Raw genomic sequence first — 18,028 nt, forward strand, 5'->3', positions numbered from 1 at the left:
TACTTATTAAATCTGAAGAACCCCACCCCGCCTGCGGGGAGGGGATTAAGGGGAGCCAGTGCGGTCTTGGGGTCTCCCCAAGTGGAGCATCTGGCGTGTGGGGTGCAATGACTGTGGGAATCACAACTAATTATGCGGACATGATATGAGTAGTTGTTCTGTAGTGAGTTTACAACGGCTGCCAGTTCTTTTTCAGGAGTGCTAAAAATGTAGCGTATCCTTCGGAAAAACCCGGCGGATCGGGTACAACATATTGTGGAAATTCTTTATACGATCGCCAAGGTTCCGAAGCATTATGCCGCAAATGTAAGGCAGATTCTGAGGAACCTGGTAGTCGCCAAGTCATTTGACCAGTTGGTATATCAGTCACAAATGCCTCCTCATCTCGAAAAAGTTAATCTTTTCTTCCGGATTTTGGCAGATTAACCGGATATTTTGGTCAAATTTAAGGTAAAGTAATACATTAGCTATTGCTCAAATGAGTTTTCTGACAATATTGCCAACAAAGCCATAGTCCTATTGTGGCAACAAGTCTTCTAAAGCAGCTCCGACAACTCGGTGATCTTCATCTTGTCTGAGTTGGTTCAGGGCTGCTTTTGCTTCCGGCTCGTCAAATCGTTTCAGGGCATAGCTAACTCGCACGCGCATCCGCCAAGATTCATCATTCACCAACGTTAGTATCTGGGATAATGCCGCACTATGTTGGCTAGAATTAGCTAGCAAGCCAAGTGCATCAACAGAAGATTCCTGAACTGTAAAATCTTCATCTTTTAAACCCTGAACGCATATATCAAATAGTTCTTCAGGGCAATCCATTTCGGCGATCGCAGCCAAAATACTTCGTCGGACTAGCCAGTGGTCATCCTGATAAAATGCCAGAACTAGATGAGAAACTGCGACTCTGCCAAATAACGATAAAGAATTTGCCGCCTCAGCTCGCACGTTGGGGGTATCGTCAAATTTCATAATTTGCATCAAAGCCGCAAAGGATTCCGCTGATTGTTGGTTACCCAAACCCCTTGCCACAAAAGAACGCACCAAAAATTCTGAGTCATGAAGTTTACTCGTTAACAGAGGAACTGCAACTTCTGACTCGTAATTATCGAGGGCAGCGATCGCCTTCAGCCGATAATGAAAATCTGGGTTCTTCAGTTCAGCTTGGATTTTATGGATTTCCATAGGTGCATTTGGTAGAGCTATTCTTTACTTTATTTTACAGATGTTAAAAAATGGCGATCGCATTCTAAGAAGATTGAATTAAGGGCATTGGGCATGAGTTATTCTCCTTTTCACCTACTCCCCAACCCAGTGCCCCATGCCCTATCCTCTAAACCAATGACTCAATTAAGCGAAACCGTCAAAGAATTAATAGCCAAAGCTAGAATCGTCAGCTTTACTGAGTGGGAACAGTCCCATCCAAAAGCAGCAATCGCCATATTCCAAGCTGCGGATGATGCTTTTCGCTATCTAAGCGATGAAGATTTATCGCAGATTAAAACCTTGTCGCCCGATAATTCAGCTTTGATTCCTGTTGCTCAGTTGTTACGCGATCGCGCAGCCGAAATTGTTGATGAAGCTAGAGAGCAGGTTTTGGCGACTTATCCCGAAATTACCCAGCCTGGAGGCAGTCTTTATCCACCTGAACGCGCCCAAGCTTGCTGGCGAGATTTCTGGCATTTTCTCCGCTGTATTACCTATGGCATAGCAGGTGGGCACAGTGAATATACGAATCCCACAGGACTGCACTATATGAATTTGCTCTATCAGGAATTACAAGTTCCTTTGAATGCAATGGTCTTAGGCTTAAAAAGCATCAAGGCTGCTAGTTTGAAACGCTGCCAAGCCAATCAGCAGGAAACTCTTGCTCCCTATTTTGACCATTTAATTGCCCAACTGGCTACTTTCCAAATTCGGTAAGTAAGTGGGCGTGAATAATTAAATTGGCTTTTAGTATGGGCTAGACCCGCTTACTAAGAGCTAATTTAATTAATTTTACATTGGGTAACATAGTTTGATTTATTCATGCCCACTTACCAAGATAAACTCCGGTGACTCAGCACGATTAATACTCTTGCTCAAAGGAAAAATACCATATCATCACCTGTATCCAAAATCGCAAATCAAATACTAAAAAAAGCTGAAATTTCTCTAAAGTATTATCTAACTTAATAAATTTTAATAGATATGGCTTCAGCATCGTATCAGAATGTGTAAAGGCATAACGATGCAAAAACTTAAATCATTAAGACTAATAAGGATTTCAAGTCTCTATGACCTCTCCTTTGTCACAATGATGTAAAGTTTTTTAACATCTACTGAATATCCTTCTCATAAAATTTAGTTGTTAACTGGGAGATAGTTTGAATGGCTTTCGGACTAGCATCACGATTAGGGGTCGCTCTGTCACCAGTATTACTCCTGTGAACTAGAGAATCTATCCACAAAGTAAGCTTGGGAAAAAGGTAAATGGTAAGTCATAGTTACAAATTCTCTGAAGGTGGAGCATTTCCGCCGTACTCAGTCTCCAGTCTTTAATCCCCAGTGTCGCTCGTTCATCAAAAGTTAGCCTGGGGTTTGAGTAATTCCGCCGTCAGTTGTCATATACGAAGATATTTAACACGCTTTCACAAACTAAAGTTTTACAAATGCTTGTCAGTAGCAAAAAAAACTGACAACTGATGGGAAATTTCTACCTCCATAAGGAGTAGGATTCTCGTAAATTAAATGAAATTTACGTTTTTCAGGAGATATTTCAATGTCACTTTGGGCTATTGATTCACCTAAGGTTGAGCTGCGTCCCAACACCAGCGAAAGTGAATTACAAACACTGATTCGGGCAGTTTACAAACAGGTTTTGGGCAATGCTCACTTGTTGGAAAGTGAGCGGCTAGCCACTGCTGAATCGCAATTGCGCGATCGCAAAATCAGTGTCCGTGAATTCGTCAACACCATTGCAAAATCAGAGTTTTATCAATCCTTATTTTTCAATTCTTCTTCCCAGTATCGGTTCATTGAATTGAATTTCAAACACCTGCTAGGCCGTCCTCCTGCCGATCGTGCAGAAATTTCCGAACATGTCCGCATCTACAACGAACAGGGCTATGATGCTGAGATCGAATCCTATATTGATAGCGACGAATATCAGCAGAATTTTGGCGAGAATATTGTTCCCTATATTCGCACCACTACTTCCCAAATCGGAATTAAGAATGTTAGCTTTAACCGCACCTTCACCTTACTCAGAGGAGAAGCTAGCAGCGATAGCGATCGCAAAGCCAAATTAATCGGCGATGTCGGTTCAAATTTACCCACATCCATCAAGGCTCCTGTTGCTGGTTCTAGTGTAAGCAGCACCAGCAAACGCTTCTTAATTAAGGCGGTAAAAGGTTCAGCTAATCTGCGTACTCGTCTGGGCAACCTCGAATATGTAGTTAACTACAATCAACTGTCTGGACAAGTGCAAAACATTCATCGGACGGGCGGTAAAATTATCAGTATCACTGAAGTTGCTTAGATTTGTCTAAGTAAGGGGCTGAGGGCTGGGGATTAAGGACTGGGGAGAGAACAATAACTCCAAACCCTTGTACAGACGCGATTAATCGCGTCTCTCCAAACTCAGCACTCTTAAATGTAATTGCGATCGAGGAGGCTAGTATATAGACTTGGAGAATAACTCTTTAGCCAACATATCTCTTGGATTTTAAGCTACTTTTTTAAGATCGCTTTTCTAATGGAAATTACTGAATTCTTTGAACTGTCAATTGGACGATGGCGATCGCAGCGTAGCGGTCATCATTTAGCATTCGCCCATTTTGAACAAGTGCTGTCTGACATTGACATTGAGTCTCTATCCACCAACGATCCGGCGGTGCTAGCAGTTTGTCAATTGTATAACATTGACCCCGCCAGCATCACCCACCCCTTTCGCATGACTTGGAAAGGTGAGTCAGACTGGGACGATAAACCAATCTCTGGTAGTACTGTGCTGGTACCAATTCCAAATGTTGAAAATCCTTCTAGAGGCAAACTCCTGCGCGATAAGGGATACGCCGAAACAATCCCAGCTGTGGCTAAATATCATCTGAGTGACGATGGGATTTTTACCTTGCTGACAGAGTATGAACTCGCTGCTGCTGAAGAAAAAATTTGGTTTGCTACTCCAAATCTGCGATTTCGGGTAGCGACAATTAAAACCAGTGATGGTAAAGGCGTGACAACAGCTTCCTTTTCTTCAGAAATTCGTTCTTTGTCAAGTTCAACCAGTTAGCAAATATCAGGTTAAAACATAAAAGGATACAAGCTCATAAATTTATTTATGGGGATTGTTAATTTTGAATTTTGAATTTTGAATTCGGAGCGAAGCGACGTGACGATAGCGCCCAGTGAATCTAGCACCAACGCTAGCGATTTGCTCACCTTAGCCTGTTGGATGGCGGGAGATTTTAGCAACTACAAGCAATCTTTTGCAAATCCGCAACTTTACGCCCACATTCACATTTTTTTTCGTCCTTTATCAGTTGAATTTTTTTCTGGCATCGGTTTTTATTCTGAACAAGCTTATGACCACGATTTATGGACACCCTATCGTCAGGGAGTACATAGACTAGTCGATTTAGGCGATCGCATCTATATCGAAAATTACAGCTTGAAAGACCCTATGCTTTATGCAGGTGCTGCCCGTGAATTAGATATCCTCAAAACCATCACCCCAGAGAGCATCGAGCGGCGTTATAACTGTTCAATGGTTTTCCAGCGAGAAGGTGAAATCTTTCGAGGCAGTGTAGAACCGGGCAATCAATGTCTGATAAAGCGCAATGGATGCCAGACATATCTTGTCAGCGAAGTAGAAGTAACCGAGCGTACTTGGATAAGTCTAGATAAAGGTATGGATATTGAAACCCACGAGCAAAGATGGGGATCGACTGCTGGCCCATTGCGGTTTGAAAAACGGGAAAGTTTTGCTGATGAATTACTTGCAGTGAGAGCATTATGTTGATTCAGCTTGAATCTGTTAAATATAAAATGTTACCTCCACAGGCTGAAAAAAAGATGCGCTGTTGGATTCGCAGTCGTCACTTGATTTGTTCGGGTAACTTTTTTATATTCGAGACATTAGAATATACGACGATTGAAAGATTTTCTGGATGTGTAGCTTCTTTAGGAGGAACAGTAATATGTGTTGACCCCATTAATAAAATCTGGATGGGCGATCATCGCCAAGTAATTTTATATCAGGCGAAAGCCAGTTTACATACGCCTCATCATACTTTGAAACAATACTGGATAAAATACGGTGGTTTCTACAGTAGATTTGATGAGCGTGTTTGAGAGTTACTGTCCAACGGAAATATTTCTGACAGGCGTTTGCACTCTAATTCAAAATTAAGTTTTGAATTTTAAATACTCCCCAAGGGGATTGACGGCTAATTGTTAATGTCTAATTGCTAATTTTTTATAATGATTAGCTGTTAGTTATTAATAGTTAGCCGTCTAAGTTTGTTATAAAACATAACTAAAAAACTCCCTAAAACTTGATAAATTAATGGTGGGTATAAACGACAAACGCTTTAGTAAAAGTTAAAAATATAGCGATTGCAAGCCAATCCCACTTTTGCAACTATCTATTATTGAGCAAAATAGGAAAGTTCGCACTTCTCAATTCTTTATTCAATCTCGTTAATCCAACTTTTAATTGCGCTGACTAAATTTGGATGTGCAGATGAAAAACCTCTCAGAGGTGCTTCTAAAAATTTATCAGTAATCCAGGCAATATGTAGCACATCTGTTAACTTGCGGCTGAAGGTGATAAGCGCCTGATTGGGTTCGCAATTGTTAATAATCAAAGCGAGATGCTGTGTTTGGAGTTGTTTTTTAATTTGGAGGATAATTCGTTTGAATTGAGGCGCATTATTAACTGCTGGAATTTCTGGATTATTAGGAAAGATGGTTAGATAGATTTGGTTACAGAGTTCCTGTGATATGGCGCTTATATCTGTTTCATGTTGTAGTGCTTCACAGTTGATGACGATGGGATAGGTTTTGTTAGTTGGTTGGAGTTGAGAGGCGATATCAGCTATTAGATTTTCTGAGTTTTGAACTGTGGAACTTTCGCCGTGCCAAGCGCGATAAAATTCTGGGTAGCTCATGTTTTCGGCACAGCGCCAGATGACATCATGACAAGCCGTATAGAGATGAATATTGTCTTTAAGAGCTTGATCTGTCATGTAATGCTTCAAGACTGGAACTAATTTCGGAAAATGATTGCCTTGTAAAATTCTTTCTAGGCTTTCAGCCCATTTCTCATCTGTGAAACTATAGGATGCAATTATTTTCGGAAACTGATCATCTTCAATAAATTGCTCAATCCCACCAGTCCATGTTTCATTCTGGCAAGTATATGTAATATTTCTTTGCGGAAATATATCTATTTTTGCTATTTTTGGCAAAAGATGACTTGGTGTAATTTTCTTGAATTTGTCAGTCCATACCTTCCTTTCGTCCGTTATATCAACTATAAATTGAATTAAAGCTTTAATTACAGTTTGATTACCAGGGTCAATTGTTCCCAAGCTTTCTACTATGGAGAGATCATAAAATCCACTCTGAATCAGCTTTTCTAGAGATGCAATAGCTTTTCCATTACCTGTACCAAATTTTTCTAAAAAGCAGACAGCTTGGTTGATAATTTCCCAATCCTCAGACCTATCAATTATGTATATAAGAGTTATAACTACTAATTCATTCCATTCAGTTTGTAAAGTAATTTCACCTAAACTTTCCGTAGCTTCCAAACGTATACCTTCATCCACAATAATTTCATTAAGTTTAGGATTAATCCATTTAATTAGGGCAGCTATTGCTATTATATTACCTGGTTCTATTTGTCCTAAACTTTGAGATGCTGCCCTAAGAATTAACCAAATATTATAAAATTCTGATAAGTCTATCTCAGAATTTACTTCTAAAATATTTAGCAATTTATTATAACATTCTTCTAATTTATATTGAGTATCATAAACTAAGTGAGTAAGACTTTGAATAGCAAGTGGACTGGCAGGATCTATTTTTCCTAAGCTGTGGGCATATGTCCACAGAACGAAGTCATTTTCTTCTAACTCAATTAACTGAGACAGAAACGCTATAGCAGTTTTATTTCTAGGGTCGAACTTCGCCAAACTTTCAGCCGCAGCTATCAATATTACTAGAGAATCAGTTGTTTGAATCATCTCAACCAAGAAGTCAATTATACTTTCGTTACTTTGGTCAACTTGCCATAATCTATCAAGTTGTATCCTGTGTGTATAAGGATCAATCCAACAATCTGCATAATTTTGAATACTCTCAACCAGAAAAGCGATCGCTTGTTCATCACCAGGATTAATTTGCCCCAAAAGCCAAGCTACTTCATCTCGATGTCTAGTATTGTCTTGTAGCAAATCAACTAGGAATCTGGTTGCTGTTGCTTGCTCAGTTTCTTTCAAGACTTGTTGCGCTGTTTCTGTAGGAGGAGCAGACTTTCGCCAATCATTTTCCATCCATTTAAGGAGATTTTTAACAGTGTGCCTTCCAGGGAGAAAGCCACGATACTGTCTCTTTATCTTCTCTGGAATTTCTTCTTTGCTAAAGATGTTTATCGTATGATTTCTATTAGTCATATTTATTTACTAGTAGGTAGTACTAAAGCTCCAATCAACAATCATTCCAACAATCTCTTCACGCAAACTACAATCTTTAAATTCAGCTATTCCAGCAGCCGCGAGAAGATAGGCTCGACGCTTATAGAAATACCAGCAGCCATCATCAAATTCAACTAAAGCTTTGATAAACTCTTCTTTTTTGTCCTTCGCTACATCCTCTCGCCCCAACCACAGTAAAATAACTTCCTTCCACTGTGGCTCAAAAATACGATAAATGCCTGCATTAGGATTATCTGGAACGTGCGTCAGAAAAAAGCGCCAATCATCAATTGCACAAGCAGCAAAATATTCCTCAAATGTGGGATGGTAAAAAGCATAAACAGGTTCTTCTAGATCTTCCTCTGCAACACCTACCTGATTCAGCCAACCCACTTGCATTGCTAGCTGAAACAGAGGTGTATCCGATTCACCCAATACCGACCAAACAAAGCGACGGGTGAGGCGAAATCGAGAGTAAGATTGAGAAATTGCAACCTTTGCCAATCTTCCCAAAGCTTGATTCAATTGCTTTCGAGTTGCAGAATCAGAGGGAAAATATTCTTGTTTCCACTCGTAGAAAGCTTCCACAAATCTTTGGTATAATGCAGCCTTAGTTTTTGGTAATTTACCTTGTCTCAGTTGCCAGGAATAAGCCATTAGTGACAACCGCAAAGGATTTTTGACTAAATCTTTAATTCTTTCTTTTCCAGGTTGATCTAAGGCTGTACGTAATGCTTTTCCTAAGTGCGGATTACTAGTTACAAACCAGTTGATGAGAAATTGGTTAACTTGATCCGAATCGGGTTTGTGGCGATCGCCATAGCTAAATTCTAAAGTACGATAGGTATCAAATCTTTCCAAAGCATTTTTGCCAGCATCCCATACATTCAGCCGACACGTTAATACAACCCGCGCATTGGATATCCAACCTGTGGTAAGTTGGGATGCGATCGCAGTCAAAGGATTGCCAGTTTCCACCGACATCTCATCAACACCATCCAACACTAACCACACTCGCTCCCTGTTGAACAGTTCGACAAAAGAATCTTCCATTTCTGGTGTGACTCGCGCTGTTTTCAAAGCGTGTTTTAGCCATACCTGTAGCAAATACTCTTCTAGGGTTCTCACCTGCAAATCTGCTAATGACACCCAAATAGCTACATCTTGATCAGTGTTTTCAAACACCCAATCTGCTATCTGCTGCAAAAGCGTAGTTTTTCCGGCTCCCGGTTCTCCGATGATGGCGATGCGTTTACCCTTACTTTTGGGACTTACCCCTAATCTGAAAACTTGCTCGAAAAACTCATCATGCTGTAACGTCCGGGTAACTTCATACTCCGTTGGGTGGTTTGAGGATTCCTCACTGCTAACTTGGCGTTGTTGTTTTCGCTCTATCAATCCCAAAGGTACATAAATGTCTCCTCGCTTAAACGTTGTTCCACCACCAGCCATCAACGGATTAATGCTTAATCCTTGTTTTTCAAGCATCCCTTGGCAAACTTGCCGATGAATTAGAATTTTCTGCCCTAATTCGGAATTGGTGGTAGTTTGGTTCCACTCACTAGGATTGATAACATCTAGCGGATCTAAATCTAAGGCTGTAGTAATCCAGATAATAGTATTTCTATCAACTGGCTCTGATTTCAGAAACCTTTTAACTGTGCTAAGACTCACACCTGACTTATCCGCAAGGTCTTCTTGCGACCAACCCTTTTTGTCCTTTTTTTCAGTGAACTTTTCTAGTTCAGACATTCTTTGTAGAACTTTCTCTAGCCCTTCTGGTGTTGCTCGTAAGCTACGAGATTTAGACGCTGAAATCATTGGTAATATCTAAGCTCAGTGATTAATAACAACAGCGTAGTCAATTTATTACCGATTGAGTAGTGTAGTTCAGATCAGTTCAGAACGAAGTGAACTATTCTGCTCTTGGAAAGCATTTTTAACCTCGATATTCTTGAAATATAGACCAATTGAAAATATCGAGAGACAGAAAAAATGAAAAGAACTATATTCAATGCAGCTTTAGTCTTAAGTTTTGTCGGAACTGTTTTACCAGCAATAGTAAAGCCTAATACTTCAGCTGCTGTAGTCCCTTTAATCTCCGTTCAAGATACTGGAGTTAATAAAACTCTTGTAGAACCCCGTCGAATTCGCGTACCAAAAGTTGCCACACAACGCAGCACCAAAGACAACCCAAACTGCCCTTGTCCCTACGACGTAGCCTTTAAAGGCAGCATTTGTGGAGGAAGATCAGCTTATGCCAGACTAGGTGAAGATGAGCCAGCCTGCTATGAAGGCGAAACAGCAGCAAGACAGCTTTGGTGGAATAACCTCAATAACCAGTTTGTTGATCGTAACCGTCAAGGACAGTAATTTTATTTGCTAATATCTTTAGGCGTGTGCAACTTTTACTCGAACCTAACCCCCCAGCCCCCTTCCCTACCAGGGAAGGGGGAGAATTCAAAGCCTCTCTCCTTGCAGGAGAGAGGTTTGGAGAGAGGTCAAAAATTAAGTCGCACATCGCGTATCTTTTTAAGTAAATACTTAATAGTAAGGTGCGTTAAGACAGAGTTTAACGCACCCTAATTTATGACAATTTCAGCTTTTCACCGCGAATCGAATAATCTAACAACTCCATCGGGTGAATAACTGAAATCTTCTTACCTTGCAACTGCAAATGCTTCGTAATTTGCAAAGTACACCCCGGATTAGCAGAAGCAATTAACTCAGCACCAGTATTCAACAAATTTTGCACTTTTTGCTGACCCAATTCTTCAGAAACTTCCGGTTGCAGCATATTATAAACCCCTGCACTGCCACAACATAAAGCTGCATCTATTGGTTCTCTCAACTTCACCCCTGGAATTTGCCGCAATATCTGACGCGGTTGGACGCTAATTTTTTGTCCATGCAATAAATGACAAGCATCTTGATAAACCAAATTTAAAGGTTTATCAGTCAGTGGTGAAAGTTTCACTGTTAACCCAACAGTTGCCAAAAACTCTTGAGCATCTTTAACTTTAGCTGCAAAATCCTTCGCTTTTTCCCGATATTCAAGGTCATCTTCTAAAATATGACCGTATTCTTTTAAAGTATGACCGCAACCAGCAGCATTGATAATCACGAAATCTACATCCGTGTTGGCAAAACTATCAATCATCTGCCTTGCTAAAGCTTTCGCCTGTTCTGTTTGCCCTTGGTGTTCGGGAAGCGCTGCACAACAACCTTGAGATTTTGGAATCACAACTTCACAACCATTCGCTGTTAAAACTCGCACGGTTGCTTCATTCACTGGCGAGAAAAACAGCCGTTGGACGCAACCCAAAATTACCCCGACTCGGTAGCGCTTCTCACCTTTAGCAGGAATCACAGTAGGCAAATTATCCTGAAAAGATTTGAGAGTAATTTCTGGCAGAATTGATTCCATTGCTGCCAAACGGGGCGATATTTTCTTTAATAAACCCGTAGCACGAAAGAATTTAGCAAACCCCAATTTTTGATAAACCAATAACGGAACTAATAAAATCCGTAAAAGGTTGGGATAAGGAAACAAAGAAAATATTATTTGACGAAAAAATTGATCTGGCAAACTGCGAGGATAATTGCGTTCAACTTGGTGACGAGTTGCAGAAATCAACTTGTCATACTGCACACCAGAAGGACAAGTACTCACACAAGCAAGGCAGCCCAAACAAGAATCAAAATGTTCTACCGTTGCCGTATTTAGAGCAATTTCACCCTCATTAATTGCATCCATTAAATAGATGCGTCCTCTAGGAGAATCCATCTCCTTGCCAAGCACCCGATAACTAGGACAAGTTGAGAGACAAAACCCACAATGTACACAACTATCAATTAACTTTGGGTCGGGCGGATGGTTCTCATCAAACCCCTTCAAATTTTTTAAACTAGCCGTATTATTAACAGAATTTTCTGAAACTTGCATATTTCTCTCTTTCCCCTCTCTATCTCAGCGTTCTCTGTGTCTCTGCGGTTAGTTAAAACTAAATTCCACCCACAAACCGACCAGGACTTAAAATATTTTTACTATCAAACTGTTCCTTAATACGGCGCATCAATGGCAAAGCATTCCCCGTATAGCCCCAAACATCTATTTGTTCTTTAACCGCCACTGGTGCTTCCAGAATTGTTAAAAAACCTTTATTAGCTTGAGTGCGTAGGCGCAGCCCGTCGTATGCATCGCCTCCGGCAAAGCCTAGCTCATCGCGCAGTTTCAATACTTGATTTTTATCCTCTAATTGTAACAAACCTAAACCACTACCAATATGAATCAAACCCAACTCCACCTGAGTCAAAATCTGCACAGCGGCAGTAGGTAATACCCCTATTTTGCAGGTAATTACTGATTCTGTAGCAGTAGTATGTATTCGTTTTTGCAATCTCTGCCATAGATTAGCTTCATCATCATCTGCAAAAATTGCCCCATTTAAACCTAACTTTTGCCCTACTTCTAAAACTCGGTTTGACTGTTCCTTAACACTCTCACTTATACTTTGAAAGCGAGCAATTAATCCCAGTCCTTCACCCAAACCTAAGCTAGACACCAATTTAGTTGATAGCAAATCAGCTTGAACTGGTGTTAATGCCGAACCTCGAAGGATATTAGCGGCCTGGGATACAGCTTCTGCACTGCCCGTCAGTACCACCGTCCCCGATGCTTCTGCTAGCGGATACACGCGGAAAGTTACTTGACTAATAAAGCCTAATGTGCCGTAAGAGCCAGTAAATAACTTCATTAAGTCATATCCGGCAACATTTTTGACTACTCTTCCCCCAGCTTTAGCGACTTGTCCATCAGCACGCACAAAGGTAATACCTAGTAACTGGTCGCGCACACTACCATAACGTTGTCGCAGAGAACCTGTATCACCTGTGGCAACAATACCGCCAATGGTTGCTGACTCTGGTGCTGTGGGGTCAAGGGCGAGAAATTGCCGCGACTTTGCCAAAAGTGCTTGCAAATCGGAGAACTTCATCCCAGGTTCTACTGTGACAGTCAAATCACCAACAGCGTGTTCAATCAGTTGGTTGATGCGTTCTGTACTGACTACAATATCAACGCCTTTGGTTAAACCACCCCAGTTGAGTTTACTACCACTACCACAGGGGAGGACACGCCAGTTATTTGTGTGAGCTGTGGCAATAACTGTGGCTAGCTGTTCTTGGGTACGAGGATAGACAATACAACTGGGAAGCTTTCCAGAAGCTATAGCCTGTTGGATACGTTTTTGCTGACTGAGTTCGATATTTTCCCAAAGGCAAACACCATTTTTATCGCCGACAATAGATGTAAGATCGGAAGCGCAGACGCCTTGCGGCTTGTCGTTAGACATCGCTTTCATTTAGTTTATTTTTTTACGCCCTACATCTAATTTACTGGTTAACCTGACCAAAAAAGCGCATTGCCATTAATATACGGTGGCTTCAATATAAGGAGCAATGCCTACGGCTGACTGCGCCAACGCCAGCTTGTAATGGGCGATCGCTGCTAACTAAATAAAAGAAGGGTGGTTCTTCAAGCGATCGCTATTCGTTGACAATATAATTTTTGCAGCAATCTGTAACTTTAACGTTTTTAACGAATGTTTTAACGATATTAACAACAGCTTCTTTGTTTATGACAAATGATTGAACGATATTAACAAAGTTTTCTCCCTTTATATAAAAAGCTTAAGTCGGAGCGATAACAGCTTCTTTGTTTCTTATAAATTTTTAAGTCCGAATAATTATTTATAGCTTTGGTTCGGCTGCTGCAATAAAAGTTTTAACTACTTTAGCTTTTTCATCTCATGATTTCATGTCCGGATAAATAGTTATGATTCCCACAGTCACTGCACCCCACCCCCAACCCCTCCCCGCTTCCGAGGAGGGGAGACAAAGCATAGCTTTGGCGGGGTCGGGTTCTTCGGGTTTAATAAGTAATCAAGCGGACATGATATGATTAGCATTTTAAAATTTAAGCAGAGAAAGTAGTAGATGAGTAAATTTAAATCATCTACTACAGGTAGAGTTAGGAGACAATTTGCATATATAAAAAATCTTGTATGGAGAATCAAATTATAGTGGTATTACTTAAATAGACTAGAGATGTTTGGAGAGAAAAGTGGGCGTAGTCTATTTATTTGAATATTGCTAGAAAAATTTAAATTTTGAGAATAAATTTATGTGGATTTGATTAACTTTTAGAGAAAGGTAGCAGATAGGTAGAAATTACCCATCCGCTACAGCAAACGGAGGTATAAACTTGATTATTTAATTGGCATGAACCAATTCTTGAGGCGCTGCGGCATCATATTCTACAGCTTTAACAAATTCCTTGAGAACGTCTTTGAGTCTTTGCTCAATTTCCTCATCTAACAGAACGCTGTTATCAGCTTGTCGTTGAATTTGTTTGTCTACCGCATAAATAGTAGCTAAGATATGCCGCGCTCCTAATTCAGATAAGACAGGTTTAAGAGCATATTCAATTGCCAATAAGTGAGCGATCGTTCCACCAAGGGCAATTGGTAACACGGGTTTACCTGTCAATGATTTTTGTGGCAGCAAATCTAGAAATGTTTTTAGCACTCCTGTGTAAGCAGCTTTGTAAATTGGGGTGGCAATAATCACGCCATCTGCCTTTGCTAGTAAAGCTTTTGGCTGTTCTAAAGCAGGACTGTCGTATCGTCCAAAAACTAAATCTTCAGCAGGCAGATCCCGAACTGAAATAATGTCTACATGCAAGCCTTCTTGTTGTAAAAGCTTGGCAGTGTATTCAACAACACCATAGGTTCTAGATGGATGGGTTGGACTACCTGCGATCGCTAAAATATTTGCCATTCAATTCAACTCCAAATTTCTACAATTGTTTTAATAGTGAGCGGGAATTGGGAAGAATTAGTCCCTAGTCCCCAGTCTCTATATACCCTAAACTTTACTAGGATATGGATGTGGCTTTCTCCTTATGCTGCTGCTTGGGAAAATCTTCATTTGCTACAATCTCGCCAAATGGACTCAAGACATGTTGCGTCTCTACTGCTGGCAGATTCTCTAATGGCAAATGGGGAAATAGAAGTTCTGCAACTCGATAAGCTTCCTCTAGGTGGGGATAGCCAGAGAGGATAAATGACTCAACACCCAAAGAAGCGTATTCTAACATCCTGGCCGCTACGGTTTGAGGATCGCCTACTAAGGCTGTTCCCGCACCACCCCGCACCAAACCGACTCCCGCCCACAGGTTCGGGCTAATCTCTAAAGCCTCACGATTCCCGTGGTGTAACTGAGTCATCCGTTGTTGTCCAACTGAATCCATCCGGGCATAAGCTTTTTGGGCTTTAGCGATCGCCTCATCATCTACATACTTAATCAATTGATTCGCCGCATCCCAAGCTTCACTCTCGGTTTCCCGCACAATCACATGTAGGCGAATACCAAACCGCAAAGTTCGCCCTTCTGATAAAGCAAGTCTGCGAACTAATGCAATCTTCTCGGCTACTTGCGCCGGTGGTTCGCCCCAAGTTAGATAGACATCTATATGTTTGGCAGCAATTTCTTGAGCAATGGGAGAAGAACCACCAAACCACAAGGGCGGATATGGCTTCTGAACAGGTGGAAACAGCAGTTTCCCATCCTGAATGTTGAGATAGTCGCCCTGAAGATTGGCTTGTTCGCCACTAGCGATCGCTCGCCATACTGTCAAAAATTCATCTGTTAATTCATAGCGCTGATCGTGACTTAAATGCAAGCCATCTCCCGCTAACTCCACCGGATCGCCCCCTGTCACGACATTAATCAGCAAGCGTCCACCAGAGAGGCGATCGAAAGTCGCCGCCATCCGCGCTGCCACTCCAGGTGATACCAATCCGGGACGAATTGCCACCAAAAAACGCATTTGTCGCGTTAACGATACCAGGGTTGACGCCACAATCCAAGCATCTTCGCAAGATCGTCCCGTAGGTAACAATGCCCCTGTATAACCAAGGTCATCCACCGCTTGGGCAATCTGCCGCAGATAAGGAAAGCTTACTGCCCGTCCACCTGTAGCAGTTGCAAGGTAACGTCCGTCGCCGTGGGTTGGGATGAACCATAGTAGCTGCATGAGTCCTGTCCTTTTAAACTACGGTAATTCGATAGAAATACCGTGCTTTATTTATAGTTTTCAGAGTATCACATATTCTGCTTAACCAAGCAAGAAGTTTTTAGAAAACTCCGGTATTTCTATCAGACTAATGTATATTAAGCCGTGTTCAATCGGCTGGCCATCGAAAAAATTGGGTATTGGGTATTAGTTATTTCTCCCCTACTCCCCCCTTCTGTCTGTAGGGAGAATACAGGGATAACAGCTTTGTGTATATTAGTTTACTTATTCCTAACCTGTTGTTAAATTAACCTTAATCTAAGCTAAACTTATTGACCTAATGTAGTTAAGTTTTCAGCTATAAACGTGGGTAGCCATCCAGCCCACTGAACAATAGGCGCAAAATTTCGTCTAGGAGAAATAAAGCAATGGGGCCGATGTTTATTACTGCCAACGATTGGCCACATATAGCATTTAGATTATCTTTGGCACTCCTGGTTGGTTGCTTGATTGGATTTAACCGTCAGCAAGGGGGTAGACCAGCAGGAATGAGAACATTTATGCTCGTGAGTATGGGAGCAGCACTATTCGTGATGATTCCTTTGCAGGCTGAGGGCGAGAGTCCCTATGCTGCTACCAATGCACTGAGTCGCACAATTCAAGGTGTAGCTACTGGCATAGGATTTCTCGGAGCCGGATTGATTTTACAAGAGTCTCCAAGAAAATCTGGAACGCCAAAAGTAAAAGGTTTAACTACAGCCGCGTGTGTCTGGACAGCGGCCGGGTTGGGGGCTGCAATTGGTTGTGGTCTGTGGCAAATGGGATTATTGGGAGGCTTACTGACCCTGATTACCCTAAGTGGTGTAAAGCGGCTCAATCACTTATTTATGTTTCTAACGAGTCAGGGTAAACACGAAACTACTAAGGATCTCAGAACTATCTCTGATGAAGATGATGATTGACAGTCGCTACCGACATTAAATCGTCTGTTAGTCAACACTTCTAATGAAAACTTAATCATACAATCTATGCACAACATCCAGGTGTAGTGTCAAAAATCAAGTCAAGTCGATCTGATTGTCGTGCAGTATTTTGTTATTTTTAGCTAATTTTAATGAGTTTATCGGAGGTAATTCAGGGCGTAGAGGCGTTGCGGAGCCTCTTGTAGAGAAGCCGCTTGTTGTCAGACATCGCTGATTATAGTCATTAATGTAGGGAATCCCGTACTGGAGTTGATTGGCCAGTGAACCGGAAAATAGAAAATAATAGATATATGGACAAACGCTATTTTTTAGAGGCTAGTGCAGTAATAGTCGGCACAGCATTGTTATCAAGGTATATCAAATGGGGGCCAGAAGAGATGACAACTTCTAAGAGTGGATTTGAAATTAGTAAACCTGAAGAAGAATGGCGTACCATTTTAACGCCAGAACAGTTTAGTGTATTGCGTAAACATGGGACTGAACGCCCTTACACCAGCCCATTGGATAAGAAATACGACCAAGGCACTTATTATTGTGCTGCGTGCGAACAGCCACTATTTACATCTGATACCAAATTTAACAGTGGTACTGGCTGGCCTAGCTTTTTTAATCCAATTGAAGGTGCGATCGCCATTACTGTAGATAAGTCATTGTTTATGACCAGAACTGAAGTGCATTGTAGTCGCTGTGGCGGCCATCTAGGTCATGTTTTTGACGATGGCCCTGCACCCACTGGCAAGCGCTATTGCATGAATGGGGTTTCGTTGAAGTTTACTCCTGCCTAATTTAGTTGCTCTGGCGTAGCCTGTTGTAGACATCGCACGCAATGCCAACCTAAATTATCAGATTTTTAGGCTTGACCAAGGGTGAATAAATTTTTGACAATAACTTTTCCTACTCAATGCTACTGGACAAAGTATTGTCAATTTAAAGAAATGCAACTCTTGGTCTTCGCTAGAGCTATTTACCTAAATCGTCCTATTTGTTTGGGTCTTTTTTCTCCTTTTTGTCTTTGGGATCTTTTTTAGGTTTTTTAGCTTCTTTATTACTTTTTCTTTCCTTTGACATCAGCGTTCTCCAACTAGGTTAATCAGTCAAAGCTTTCATATTCCGCCGTCAGTAAATCATAAAATGACTTACCTGATATTTTTTTAGGCAAAAAAGAAAGCATCAGCCATAGATGCTACTAACTACCATGATACGGTGTTGTTTGATTCAATGTGGTCTTGAATCCATATTGCCAGAGGCCCAAATTCCATAAAGTTTTAGGTTACAGGGTAAAGAAGATAATT

Annotated in this window: 16 protein-coding genes; 8 read left to right on the forward strand and 8 right to left on the reverse strand. The window is 41.2% G+C overall.

Annotated elements, in window-relative coordinates:
* Positions 1-169: 169 nt before the first annotated feature.
* A complete protein-coding gene (locus tag V7L01_RS12910) occupies positions 170-370 on the reverse strand; it encodes a hypothetical protein (RefSeq protein ID WP_322719215.1) in 201 nt (66 codons plus the stop codon).
* 146 nt (positions 371-516) lie between these two features.
* Entirely contained in the window at positions 517-1,179 is a 663-nt protein-coding gene (locus V7L01_RS12915; RefSeq protein WP_335035278.1) for a HEAT repeat domain-containing protein, read from the reverse strand.
* A gap of 156 nt (positions 1,180-1,335) precedes the next feature.
* On the opposite strand from V7L01_RS12915, the gene V7L01_RS12920 reads away from it, so the two are divergent.
* From V7L01_RS12920 to V7L01_RS12940, 5 genes are all read left to right on the forward strand, one after another.
* A complete protein-coding gene (locus V7L01_RS12920; protein WP_335035280.1) occupies positions 1,336-1,917 on the forward strand; it encodes a phycobilisome protein in 582 nt (193 codons plus the stop codon).
* An 838-nt stretch (positions 1,918-2,755) separates the two neighbouring features.
* The gene (locus tag V7L01_RS12925; RefSeq protein ID WP_335035281.1) at positions 2,756-3,514 is read left to right on the forward strand and encodes a phycobilisome rod-core linker polypeptide; all 759 of its coding nucleotides are present in this window, start codon (positions 2,756-2,758) and stop codon (positions 3,512-3,514) included.
* 216 nt (positions 3,515-3,730) lie between these two features.
* Entirely contained in the window at positions 3,731-4,267 is a 537-nt protein-coding gene (locus tag V7L01_RS12930) for a phycobiliprotein lyase (protein WP_335035283.1), read from the forward strand.
* A 99-nt stretch (positions 4,268-4,366) separates the two neighbouring features.
* A complete protein-coding gene (locus V7L01_RS12935) occupies positions 4,367-4,996 on the forward strand; it encodes a chromophore lyase CpcT/CpeT (RefSeq protein ID WP_335035285.1) in 630 nt (209 codons plus the stop codon).
* Positions 4,990-5,328, forward strand: coding sequence for a CpeR family transcriptional regulator (locus V7L01_RS12940; protein WP_335035287.1), 339 nt, complete (start codon positions 4,990-4,992; stop codon positions 5,326-5,328). Before V7L01_RS12935 ends, V7L01_RS12940 begins: the two co-directional genes overlap by 7 nt.
* Before the next feature lie 335 nt (positions 5,329-5,663).
* On the opposite strand, the gene V7L01_RS12945 is transcribed toward V7L01_RS12940, so the two are convergent.
* Both V7L01_RS12945 and V7L01_RS12950 read right to left on the reverse strand, forming a co-directional pair.
* A complete protein-coding gene (locus V7L01_RS12945; RefSeq protein WP_335035289.1) occupies positions 5,664-7,655 on the reverse strand; it encodes a HEAT repeat domain-containing protein in 1,992 nt (663 codons plus the stop codon).
* Positions 7,656-7,664: 9 nt separating this feature from the next.
* The gene (locus V7L01_RS12950; protein ID WP_335035291.1) at positions 7,665-9,497 is read right to left on the reverse strand and encodes an NACHT domain-containing protein; all 1,833 of its coding nucleotides are present in this window, start codon (positions 9,495-9,497) and stop codon (positions 7,665-7,667) included.
* Between the two features lie 174 nt (positions 9,498-9,671).
* Here V7L01_RS12950 and V7L01_RS12955 point away from each other — a divergent pair, with 174 nt between their 5' ends.
* Complete coding sequence (locus tag V7L01_RS12955) at positions 9,672-10,049, forward strand: hypothetical protein (protein ID WP_335035293.1); 378 nt, start codon at positions 9,672-9,674, stop codon at positions 10,047-10,049.
* Between the two features lie 214 nt (positions 10,050-10,263).
* On the opposite strand, the gene V7L01_RS12960 is transcribed toward V7L01_RS12955, so the two are convergent.
* The 4 genes from V7L01_RS12960 to ssuD all read right to left on the reverse strand — a co-directional run bounded on the left by V7L01_RS12960 (position 10,264) and on the right by ssuD (position 15,774).
* Entirely contained in the window at positions 10,264-11,622 is a 1,359-nt protein-coding gene (locus V7L01_RS12960; RefSeq protein WP_335035295.1) for a (Fe-S)-binding protein, read from the reverse strand.
* Positions 11,623-11,680: 58 nt separating this feature from the next.
* Positions 11,681-13,039: an FAD-binding oxidoreductase gene (locus V7L01_RS12965; protein WP_335035297.1), complete on the reverse strand. Its 1,359-nt coding sequence runs from the start codon at positions 13,037-13,039 to the stop codon at positions 11,681-11,683.
* Between the two features lie 910 nt (positions 13,040-13,949).
* On the reverse strand, positions 13,950-14,516 hold the full coding sequence (gene ssuE / locus V7L01_RS12970) for an NADPH-dependent FMN reductase (protein WP_335035299.1): 567 nt from the start codon (positions 14,514-14,516) through the stop codon (positions 13,950-13,952).
* A 97-nt stretch (positions 14,517-14,613) separates the two neighbouring features.
* Positions 14,614-15,774, reverse strand: a complete 1,161-nt coding sequence (ssuD, locus tag V7L01_RS12975) for an FMNH2-dependent alkanesulfonate monooxygenase (protein ID WP_335035301.1) — start codon at positions 15,772-15,774, stop codon at positions 14,614-14,616.
* A 407-nt stretch (positions 15,775-16,181) separates the two neighbouring features.
* Here ssuD and V7L01_RS12980 point away from each other — a divergent pair, with 407 nt between their 5' ends.
* A complete protein-coding gene (locus V7L01_RS12980; RefSeq protein ID WP_335035303.1) occupies positions 16,182-16,715 on the forward strand; it encodes an MgtC/SapB family protein in 534 nt (177 codons plus the stop codon).
* A 311-nt stretch (positions 16,716-17,026) separates the two neighbouring features.
* Positions 17,027-17,521 carry a peptide-methionine (R)-S-oxide reductase MsrB gene (gene msrB, locus V7L01_RS12985; RefSeq protein WP_335035305.1) on the forward strand — a complete coding sequence of 165 codons (495 nt, stop codon included), beginning with the start codon at positions 17,027-17,029 and terminating at the stop codon, positions 17,519-17,521.
* Positions 17,522-18,028 lie beyond the last annotated feature (507 nt).

This window comes from Nostoc sp., from assembly GCF_036917095.1.
Classification (GTDB): domain Bacteria; phylum Cyanobacteriota; class Cyanobacteriia; order Cyanobacteriales; family Nostocaceae; genus Nostoc.